Annotated in this window: 9 protein-coding genes and 1 pseudogene; all 10 read right to left on the minus strand. The window is 61.2% G+C overall.

The genetic code is table 11. The features are described from left to right. Positions 1-857, minus strand: an 857-nt coding sequence (trbL, locus tag E5W87_RS29395) for a P-type conjugative transfer protein TrbL (protein ID WP_292405567.1), incomplete at its 3' end; no start/stop codon positions are given. 32 nt (positions 858-889) lie between these two features. Beyond that, complete coding sequence (trbJ, locus tag E5W87_RS29400; RefSeq protein ID WP_292405570.1) at positions 890-1,615, minus strand: P-type conjugative transfer protein TrbJ; 726 nt, start codon at positions 1,613-1,615, stop codon at positions 890-892. After that, positions 1,612-4,062 (minus strand): conjugal transfer protein TrbE, encoded by a 2,451-nt coding sequence (trbE, locus tag E5W87_RS29405; protein ID WP_292405572.1) that lies wholly within the window; start codon positions 4,060-4,062, stop codon positions 1,612-1,614. Before trbE ends, trbJ begins: the two co-directional genes overlap by 4 nt. Next, positions 4,056-4,328, minus strand: a complete 273-nt coding sequence (locus E5W87_RS29410; protein ID WP_292405575.1) for a VirB3 family type IV secretion system protein — start codon at positions 4,326-4,328, stop codon at positions 4,056-4,058. Before E5W87_RS29410 ends, trbE begins: the two co-directional genes overlap by 7 nt. Continuing rightward, positions 4,328-4,636 (minus strand): TrbC/VirB2 family protein, encoded by a 309-nt coding sequence (locus E5W87_RS29415; RefSeq protein WP_292405578.1) that lies wholly within the window; start codon positions 4,634-4,636, stop codon positions 4,328-4,330. The genes E5W87_RS29410 and E5W87_RS29415 overlap by 1 nt, the downstream gene beginning before the upstream one ends. 12 nt (positions 4,637-4,648) lie before the next feature. After that, positions 4,649-5,616: pseudogene (gene trbB, locus E5W87_RS29420) on the minus strand (P-type conjugative transfer ATPase TrbB). Continuing rightward, positions 5,613-5,804: a hypothetical protein gene (locus E5W87_RS29425; protein ID WP_292405580.1), complete on the minus strand. Its 192-nt coding sequence runs from the start codon at positions 5,802-5,804 to the stop codon at positions 5,613-5,615. The pseudogene trbB and the gene E5W87_RS29425 overlap by 4 nt, the downstream one beginning before the upstream one ends. 73 nt (positions 5,805-5,877) lie before the next feature. Continuing rightward, a complete protein-coding gene (locus E5W87_RS29430; RefSeq protein WP_292405583.1) occupies positions 5,878-6,033 on the minus strand; it encodes a hypothetical protein in 156 nt (51 codons plus the stop codon). A 352-nt stretch (positions 6,034-6,385) separates the two neighbouring features. After that, on the minus strand, positions 6,386-8,170 hold the full coding sequence (locus E5W87_RS29435; protein ID WP_292405586.1) for a conjugal transfer protein TraG: 1,785 nt from the start codon (positions 8,168-8,170) through the stop codon (positions 6,386-6,388). A gap of 535 nt (positions 8,171-8,705) precedes the next feature. Beyond that, on the minus strand, positions 8,706-9,697 hold a 992-nt coding region (locus E5W87_RS29440), incomplete at its 5' end, for a hypothetical protein (protein WP_292405589.1).

Raw genomic sequence — 9,697 nt, forward strand, 5'->3', positions numbered from 1 at the left:
AGCGAAGCACCGGCGGCGGCCGCCGTGGTTCCGAGTGCGGCGCCCGCGCCAAGCTGCGGTGCGCCAGAGACAAGGCCTGAGGCGATCCCAGGCCCGAAGATGCCGAGCCCTAGCAACGCCAGCGCGCCCAGCACCTGTGCCATGGCAGCGGCCAGATCCGGCTCCTTGCCTTGCAGCGCGGAAGCGAACTCGCCGAACAGCGTGGAGCCGATGCCGACGATGACGGCGAGCACCATGACCTTTATGCCCGATGAGATCACATTGCCGAGCACGCGCTCGGCCAGAAAGGCCGACCGATTCCACAGTGCGAAAGGCACCAGAATGAAACCGGCCAGCGTCGTGAGCTTGAACTCCAGGATGGTGATGAAGAGCTGGATGGAAAGAATGAAGAAGGCGATGATGACCAGGAACCAGGCCACAAGCAGCACGAAGATGGTGAGCGCGTTGCCGAAGAACTCAGGGAAGCCAAGAAGCTGGCTTACCTGATCGAGCAGCGGCCAGGCGCCCTCGAAGCCAGTCGCGGCAATGCGGCCGGGGCGCAGGAGACTGTCGGCGGAAAGGTTGCCAGAGGACGCGTTTACGCCGAGGCCCGCAAATGAGCGGTAGATGATGTCGGCGAGATTCTTGAAATTGTTCAGGATGAAGGCGAAGACGCCGACATAGAGCACCTTCCGGATGAGCCGCCCGAGGATATTGGGTTCGCCGCCGAGCGCCCAGGCCAGGCCTGCCAGTGTGATGTCGATGCCGATCAGGATCGTGGTGAGGAAGGCGACGTCGCCCGAAAGCAGGCCGAACCCGCTATCAATATAGCGGATGAAGGTCTCCATGAAGCGATCGATGACGCCGAGGTCGTTCATGCCGCCGCCTTCCTCGTTCGAAGAGATGCTTGTCAGTTGCCGGAATAGGCCGTGCCGGAGCCGAGGAAGCGCCGCGTGGTCTCGCGGGCGGCTTCCTCGGACTGCGCCTTGCGCGCCGCATCCTCGGCCTCAGCCCGAAACTGCGTCGCGAGCAGCGTCTGGATCTGCATCTGCTGCTTGGTGGAGAGGGCGATCAGCTGGTTGGTGGCCTGGCTTGCCTGAAGCGAACCGGCCGCGCCCTGGCTGCGGTTGACGAGATCGGCAAGCAGGTCGCCATCGGCACGGACGTTCTCGACAATCTGTGACTGGACGCCCATGGTCTGGCGGAATGCCTGCATCGCGCTCTGCCAGCGATCGCGTGCGGCGCTCGCCACGTCGCTGACCTTGATCGCGGCGTCGTAGCTTTCCGGATATTGCTTGCGCCACTGGTCTTGAAGCTGGTCGAGATCAAAGCTCAGCCCGCTCGCCTGCTCCATCAGCCCGTCGACGCGATGGAGCGCGCCGGTGAGTTGACCAACCGAGGAAAAGTCCAGACGCTGAAGGTTGCGCGCCATGTTCTGCAGCATGGTCGCCTGGTTCTGCAGCGACTGGATCTGGTTGTTGATCTGCTCCAGCGAGCGTGCCGCCGTTAGCACGTTCTGAGCATAGTTCGACGGATCGAACACGATCAGGGCGGAGGCCGGCTGGACGTAGTCGGCCATCGGTTTGGCGATCAGGGAAACGGTGATCAGGCCGGTGAGAAGGCGGCGCCGCATCATGACGATTGCTCCTTGTCTGATTGATGGAATTGCTGGAGAAGCTCGGCTGCCCAATCGAGGCCGCGCGCGCTCAGGAAACGGGAGGCAAAGCTGTCCTGCCCGTGCTCGGACAGGATGATGTCGATCAAGGTCTGCGTGGCCGGATCGGAGGTGCCGCACAGCGCCAGAGCGATGGGGCCAAGCCCGAGTTCGAAGAGACGGTTGCCGCGGCGCGACTGCAGATAATAGTGGCGCTTCGGCGTCGCGCGGGCGATCAGTCCGATCTGCCGCTCGTTCAAACCGAAGCGCTCGTAGGCTGCCCGCGCCTGCGGTTCCACTGCACGGTCATTGGGAAGAAAAATGCGCTGTGGACAGCTCTCGATGATTGCCGGCGCGATCGAAGAGCCAGCAATGTCGGCCAGCGACTGCGTCGCGAAGACAACCGACACGTTCCGCTTTCGCAGCACCTTCAGCCATTCGCGGATGCGGGCGGCAAAAAGCGGGTTGTCGAGATAGACCCACGCCTCATCGAGCATGAGCAGCGTCGGCCGGCCGTCGAACCGCTCCTCGAGCCTGTGGAACAGATAGGTCAGCACCGGCAGAACGGCACCTTCTTGAAGCATCAGCTCCTCGGTCTCGAAACACTGCACATCCGACAAAGCCAGCCGATCATCATCGGCATCGAGCAGCCGACCGAAGGGGCCGTCCAGCGTGTAGGGCATCAATGCAGACTTCAGTTCATTGGACTGAAGCAGGACCAACAGGCCGGTCAGCGTACGTTCCTGCGCCGGCGCGGTGGCAAGGCTGGTCAGTGCCGACCAGATCGCCTCCTTCACCTCCGGCGTAACGGTGACGTTCTCATGGGCAATGAGGCCGGTGATCCATTCTGCTGCCCAGGTGCGGATGACCTGCTTGTTGATGTTGCGCAGCGGCTGAAAGGCAGACGTGCTGACGGCGCCCAGCGCGTGGTGCACTCCACCCATGGCAAGCGTTGCGGCGCGCGCGGAATTGCCCTTGTCGAACACGTACACCTGCGCGCCGGCATAGCCTCGGAACTGCAGAGCAATCAGGCCAAGCAGAACCGACTTGCCGGCACCGGTCGGACCAACCACCAACATATGGCCGACATCCTCGACATGGGTGGAAAACCGGAACGGTGTCGACCCGCTGGCCTGGGCAACCAGAAGCGGCGGAGCCTCTCGCTGGGTGAGCTTGGCCAGATGCTCGTTCGCCGCGGGGCCGGCCCACACCGACGGCAGCGGCATGAGATGGGCAAGGTTCAGCGTGTGAACGAGCGGCTGGCGAATGTTGGCATAGACATGACCGGGCAACGAGCCAAGCCACGCCTCGACCGCATTGGTGCTTTCACGGATTGTGGTGAAGCCGAGTCCGTTGACGATGCGTTCGACCGCGCGAAGTTTTTCCGCAGCGGCTTGGCGGTCCTCGTCCCACACCGTAACCGTTGTGGTGAGGTAGCCGAAGCCGACGTGATCGCCGCCCAACGCCTGAAGTGCTGCGTCGGCATCGAGTGCTTTGTTCTCGGCATCGCTGTCAAGGAGGGGGACAGGTTCATTGGTCACGACCTCGCGCAGGATGGCCGCAATCGATTTGCGCTTGGCAAACCACTGCCGCCGCAAGCGCGTCAGTGTCTTTGTGGCTTCCGTCTTATCGAGCGGAATGAAGCGCGTCATCCAGCGATAGGCGAACTCCTGATGATTGAGTGCATCGAGGATTCCGGGCCGCGTGACGTTCGGGAAACCGAGGATTGTGAGCGTGCAAAGATGCTGGTCGCCCAGCATCGGCTCCAAGCCACCGGTAAGCGCCGCATCGACCAGAACGCCGTCGAGATACATCGGTGTTTCCGGCACGGCCACTGGCTGGCGGCGGGTCGAGATCGTGCCGTGGAGATAAGTCAGCGTCTCTGCATCTTCGAGCGCGCGCACTTCGGGCATGAAGCCCGACAGGAGGTCCAGGACACGATCGGCCTCGTCACCGAACCGCGCCAGCTCCTGGCGCCAATCTCTTTCGCCGTCGGAACGATGCGCATCGACGAGCGCGCTTTCCGCCCGCGCCTGTCCATCCGGCGGCGGCATGAACAGCAAGGTCAGGTGATAGCGGCTCTCGAAGTGCGCGACCTTGCCCTCGAACGCCGCGCGCCGTTCTTCGTCGACCAGCCATGACGCTGCGTCGGGAAAACGCGAGCTCGGATAGTCCAGCGCTTCGATGCGCTCGGCCTCGAAGAACAATGCCCAGCCGGAGCCGAGCCTTCTCAGCGCATTGTTCGCCCGCGCGCAGATGCCGACAAGTTCAGCTTCCGTCGCGCTTTCGAGATCGGGCCCGCGGAACCGGATGGTCCGCTGAAAGCTGCCGTCCTTGTTGAGCACGATGCCGGGCGCGACCAATGCGGCCCAGGGCAGATGGTCGGCAAGCCTTTCGGCTTTGCTGCGATATTCTGAAAGATTCAGCATCCAAACCAACCCTTCTGACGAAGATGACGGACAAGCACGCCGGCGAAGTCCGGATCGCGTCTTGCGGCAAAGACCGCGAGCGTGTGTCCCGCGATCCAGAGCACCAGCCCGGCAATCCACTGCTGCAAGCCAAGGCCGATGGCGGCGGCCACCGTGCCATTGAGGATCGCCACCGCTCGCGGCGCACCGCCCAGCAGGATCGGTTCGGTCAGGGCCTGGTGAACGGGGACTTCAAAGCCCTCGATATGCTGCTCTCCGCTTGCCATCAGACGAGCGCTCCGCCGCCAAACGAGAAGAAGGAGAGGAAGAAGCTCGATGCCGCGAAGGCGATCGACAGACCGAAGACGATCTGGATCAGTCGACGGAATCCACCTGCCGTGTCTCCGAAGGCGAGTGTCAGGCCGGTAGTGATGATGATGATCACTGCGACGATCTTCGCGACCGGCCCCTGCACCGATTCCAGGATCTGCTGCAGCGGCTGTTCCCAGGGCATGCCGGAGCCGGCCGCGTAAGCCGGGGCCGTGAGAAAAAACGCGAGCGCGGTGGACGAAAGAAAGCGAAGCTTATTGCGCATGGAAGTGACCTTTCAAAGTTGCTGAAGTTGCGGGAGCGTGAGTTGGGTGACGGCGTAATCGCCGCTGCCGTCGAGGCCGGCGACCTCGGCGATCGCCTCAATGCGGCGCGAGGATCCGCGGCCGGCGATGAAGACGATCAGGTCGACGGCATCGGCGATGAGGCGGCGCGGAACGGTGACGACTGCTTCCTGTGCGAGCTGCTCGATACGGTAGAGGGCAGAGCGCGCCGAATTGGCGTGAACCGTGGCGATGCCGCCGGGGTGCCCGGTGTTCCATGCCTTCAGCATGTCGAGGGCTTCCGCACCTCTGACTTCACCAACGATGATGCGGTCGGGCCTGAGCCGCAGCGTTGAGCGCACGAGATCGGCGAGCGTGACGGATCCGCGCCTCGTCCTCAAGGCAACGCAGTCCTTCGCCTTGCATTGCAGCTCGCGCGTGTCCTCGATAGGATCACCCGCTCGTCGCATTCTGCGATCTCCGCCAGCAGCGCATTGGCAAGCGTTGTCTTGCCCGACGACGTGCCGCCGGCGACCAGGATGTTGCGCCGCTCGCGAACGGCCCTCTTGAGCGCATCGACCTGCAGCGGCAGCATGATCCGGTCCGCGACATAGTCGGCCAGCGTGTAGAGCTTTGCCGCTGGTTTACGGATGGCAAAGCATGGCGCGAGCACGACCGGCGGCAGCAGACCCTCGAAGCGCTCGCCCGACGGCAGTTCGGCACTGACAATCGGATTGTCCGCATGCGCCTCGACCCGCACATGGGAGGCGACCAGGCGGATGATGCGTTCCGCCTCGGAATGGTGCATATGCACGCCGGTATTGACTCGGCCCTCGCCCAGCCGGTCGAGCCGCAGCGCACCGTCGGGATTGACCATCACCTCGATGACGGATGGTTCGGCAAGGGCTTCGGTGATCGCCGGCCCCATGGCAGTGCGCAGCATGGCACGGCGGCGATGGTCGGCTTCCGGATGAGAACTCATTGTTCCTCTCCCCCGCCATTGTCGCCACCAAGCGAGCGTTTGGCGGAAGCGATCTGGCGGCCGACCTGCTCGACGAATTTGTCGAAGCGCTCCTGGGCAATCGCTTGCGTCGCCTTATCCGGTACCGGCGTGTGAGCATGAAGGGTGATGGAAAAGCGGATGAAGAGCGCCAAGCTCTCCAGGATCATCTCGACATCGCGCCTGACATGTCCGAGGTCCCGGGAAAGACGGTCGAGCCTCTTGCCGTAGCGCTGGTCGAGTTCATTCTCCCCACGCCGCTCGATAAAGGCCTCGACCGTTCGCCACGACTGCTGATTTGGTGGTCGAGGGATTGCGGCTGAGCTTCTCCAGCTTCTCGCTCAATTGGGGCTCAAGCAGAAACTGATGACGAATGCGGTGCGGCTTCATGCGGCTCATTCCAACTGGCCGGCGCTGCTGCGCCGGGTGCGGACCAAGCATTATCGAGATCCCCGAAATAGCTTACGGCCGTTATCTACGCTGAAATGCGCCTATGCAGCCGAGCTCAGAAGCCGGGCACGATGTCCTTGTCGTCGCCCATTCCTTCATTGATGCCATAGGCGCGCGCCGCGATGGAAATCCGATCCATGACGCGCTTGTCGGCGACCGTCTCGCTATCATCGTCAGCGGGGTTGAGCAGATCGCTCTCATCAGGCTCTTGGGCAACGACGCTGTGTTCTTCGGGCAGACCTGGATGACGCTGCTGCTGAACGCCTCCGTCGTCTTCGATTGCGGCACCAGCGCTTTCGTCCTAGGCGGCAAGACGGCGGTCGACGCTGCGTACCTGTCCGCTCCAATCGTCCGGGCGCGGCGCTGGCCGATCGGCGTAGGTACCGTCTTGCAGCACTGGCGAAGGCAGCACCCTCTCGGTGAAATTCTGATCCTGGTAATAGCGCAGCTTCTTCGCGCGGATCGGCGGCAACCCCGAAACCAGTACCAGTTCGTCTTCCTGCGGCAACTGCATCACCTCGCCGGGCGTCAGCAGCGGCCGTGCGGTTTCCTGGCGGCTCACCATGACGTGCGAAAGCCAGGGGGCCAGCCGATGGCCGGCATAGTTGCGCATGGATCTGAGTTCCGTCGCCGTACCGAGCGCGTCCGAGATACGCTTGGCCGTGCGCTCGTCATTGGAGGAAAAGGCAATCCGCACATGGCAATTGTCGAGAATGGCGTTGTTCTCGCCATAAGCTTTTGAGATCTGATTCAAGGATTGCGCGATCAGATAGGCGCGGATGCCGTATCCGGCCATGAAGGCGAGCGCCGTCTCGAAAAAATCGAGACGCCCGAGCGCCGGAAATTCATCCAGCATCATGAGCAGTTGATGCTTACGGCTCTTCTTTGGGTCGCCCTCCAGCCGCTCCGTCAGCCGCCTGCCGATCTGATTAAGCACCAGTCGCACCAGCGGCTTTGTGCGCGAGATGTCGGATGGCGGCACGACCAGATAGAGCGACAGCGGTCGCTCGGCATCCATCAGATCGGAAATGCGCCAGTCGCAGGCCGATGTTGCCGCGGCCACTGTTGGATCGCGATAGAGCCCGAGAAACGACATGGCAGTCGAAAGAACACCTGAACGCTCGTTCTCAGACTTGTTCAGCACCTCACGCGCTGCTGAAGCTACGACCGGATGGACTTGGGGCTTATCCGCAGCGCCTAGGTGGTTAGTTGTCATCATCCGCTGCAGCGTTGCTGCAAATGAGCGCTGCGGATCGGACAGGAAGGTGGCGACGCGAGCAAGCGTCTTTTCCTCTTCGGCGTAGAGCACGTGCAAGATGGCGCCGACCAGAAGTGAATGACTGGTCTTCTCCCAATGGTTCCGCCGCTCCAACGCACCTTCAGGATCGACGAGGATGTCGGCGATGTTCTGGACGTCGCGGACCTCGTTCGGTCCCTTGCGCACTTCCAGTAGAGGATTATACCGCGCCGACCTTGGATCAGTCGGATTGAACAGAAGGCAGTACGAGAACTTGGATCGCCAGCCGGAGGTTAGCTGCCAATTCTCGCCTTTGATGTCGTGAATGACGGCCGAATCGGTCCAGGCAAGAAGCGTCGGAACAACTAGTCCGACGCCCTTGCCCGAACGTGTCGGGGCAAAGGCCATGACGTGCTCCGGCCCGTCATGGCGCAGATAGCGATCCTGCAGCTTGCCAAGAAAAACGCCGGCCGGCCGAAACAGCCCTGCCCTCTCGATCTCCCGAGTCGCGGCCCATCGGGAGGAGCCATAGGTGGTGACCAGTCCGCGCTGCCGCGCGCGCCAGATCGATCCGGCGATCGCGGCGGCACAGCCCACGAACCCACTGGCGCCTGCAAGCATACCGGCCTTGTCGAAGGCCTCCGGCGCATAGGCGTCGAATTGGAACCACCATTCGAACAGTTTCCAAGGCTTGTAGATCGGCCAGCCGACAACAAGAAACCATGGCGCGCCGAGTGGAGGCTGATGGGCCAGCATGTGGGCGCACCATTGCGTTGCCGCCCATACGCCAAGAACGACGATGGCGAAGACGACGGTGATCTGCCCAACCAGCAGCTTCGTGGGCGTCATTGGCTTTCTCCGCTGTTCTGCAGGGGCTCAAGCATCGCGCCGCGAGGCCGCAATAGGAATGCGCGCTATGTACGACTTGGTGCGATGAGAGGATTGATTGGAAACACCGCTCGCCGGCCTTGAGAAAGCTCTCTCCGGAACAGGAGGCGGTGCTTCGCCATGCGCTTGAGTCATTGGGAGTGTGGCGAGTTGGGTTCGCATATGCAGACAGCGGATCGTCGATACTCAGTGCCCCGATGACATGGGCGACGAAAACTACGATTTGTGCTTCTGGATTTCGGGCATCGCCATTAGTCCGCTTGCGCTTGCGCCACTGATCGACCATGTCGCCAGCCACCATTCGACCGTCGAATGATGGAGGGGAGGCATTGATCCGGGGCCGGACGCGAGGTATCGGGTCGGAGCCGAATCTCTCTCTGAAATCACGTCCCGTCGACCGACATCAGTAGGATCCCGGCAAGAGCGTCAAGCGTAGAGTTGTTGAAATCGCGGCCTGGGGTGGTTGCCGCGGTTGGTTTGAAGATCGGCGATGATCTTAATCTATCGAAGCCGAACCAGATTCATCGACTTCTTTAGCGATCATCCGCTTTAGACGTCCCTTATCGATACCCTGGCTTAAGGGCCGAAGCGTTTCTTCGGCTGCGTCCAACAGTGCGAATCGATTTCGCCTGTCCCAATGGCTCCAAAAAACCCGCACTATAAAGTAGCTCGACAATGTGATCCGTAGAAACGGGAATGGTGGCAGCTTTGAAATAGCCTCCAATAAGGAACTCCGCTCCTTTGATGCGTCCATTTCCGCGCTCCAGACGCGAGCAATGAGGTTTTCTACCTGACCCTCGATCTCGATGTTCGAAACGCTAGTTCGCAATACGGGCTGGCCTGCCGAATTGCTTAGGTTATCGAACATCATCCTAACGGGAGACGACAACAGCGAAAACTCGTATGCATCAAGCAAGACATCAACGTATTCTCTGAAATCACCAGTCAGTTTGCTGTCCGCGGTTCCAAAGATTTTCTTGAGCTCTTCATCGTTGCTGAAACGTGCCTTAAATTTCTCGAAGCTGACCTTAGGAAAAGATTTGAGTATGCGATGAAGTAAGATGGAAGTGAGTTGCACCAAAGATTTTGCCAGTCTCCGCTTTGGATCGCGAGTCAGCCGCTCGGATCCGGAGCCGAGGAGTATCGCACCGATTGCCCAAACATGGATAGCATCCGAACAACCCTCCAATTCGGGATGGACCGGGTCTTCGTCACCAAATATCACCACCATATCCGAATCAGCGCGAGCCTCTTCCTCAAAGCGGCTGGCCAAATCAAGTAGCGCCTGCTTTTCGTCGCCCTGCGAGCGATTGTTCGATACGTCTTCGAATGCCTTTTCTAGGCGATTTTGAAGCGCCTGAACCCTCGCCTGCTTGTCCACTAATGGAGGGCGAAGCTCGTTGGTTAGCAGTATATGGCTCTCGCCGTCGAGAATTTTCATCTCGGCCGCCAAGCGTTCTGAGGCCGTGATAATATTGTCTACGACAG

The sequence above is a fragment of the Mesorhizobium sp. genome (assembly GCF_004962925.1).
GTDB lineage: Bacteria > Pseudomonadota > Alphaproteobacteria > Rhizobiales > Rhizobiaceae > Mesorhizobium.

What these genes read in the sequence shown, in the direction of transcription:
- E5W87_RS29415 (WP_292405578.1), bottom strand. Translation starts at nt 4,636, where the DNA reads ATGCGCAATAAGCTTCGCTTTCTTTCGTCCACCGCGCTCGCGTTTTTT.
- E5W87_RS29410 (WP_292405575.1), bottom strand. Translation starts at nt 4,328, where the DNA reads ATGGCAAGCGGAGAGCAGCATATCGAGGGCTTTGAAGTCCCCGTTCAC.
- E5W87_RS29435 (WP_292405586.1), bottom strand. Translation starts at nt 8,170, where the DNA reads ATGACGCCCACGAAGCTGCTGGTTGGGCAGATCACCGTCGTCTTCGCC.
- trbJ (WP_292405570.1), bottom strand. Translation starts at nt 1,615, where the DNA reads ATGATGCGGCGCCGCCTTCTCACCGGCCTGATCACCGTTTCCCTGATC.
- E5W87_RS29425 (WP_292405580.1), bottom strand. Translation starts at nt 5,804, where the DNA reads ATGATCCTGGAGAGCTTGGCGCTCTTCATCCGCTTTTCCATCACCCTT.
- trbE (WP_292405572.1), bottom strand. Translation starts at nt 4,062, where the DNA reads ATGCTGAATCTTTCAGAATATCGCAGCAAAGCCGAAAGGCTTGCCGAC.
- E5W87_RS29430 (WP_292405583.1), bottom strand. Translation starts at nt 6,033, where the DNA reads ATGAGCCGCATGAAGCCGCACCGCATTCGTCATCAGTTTCTGCTTGAG.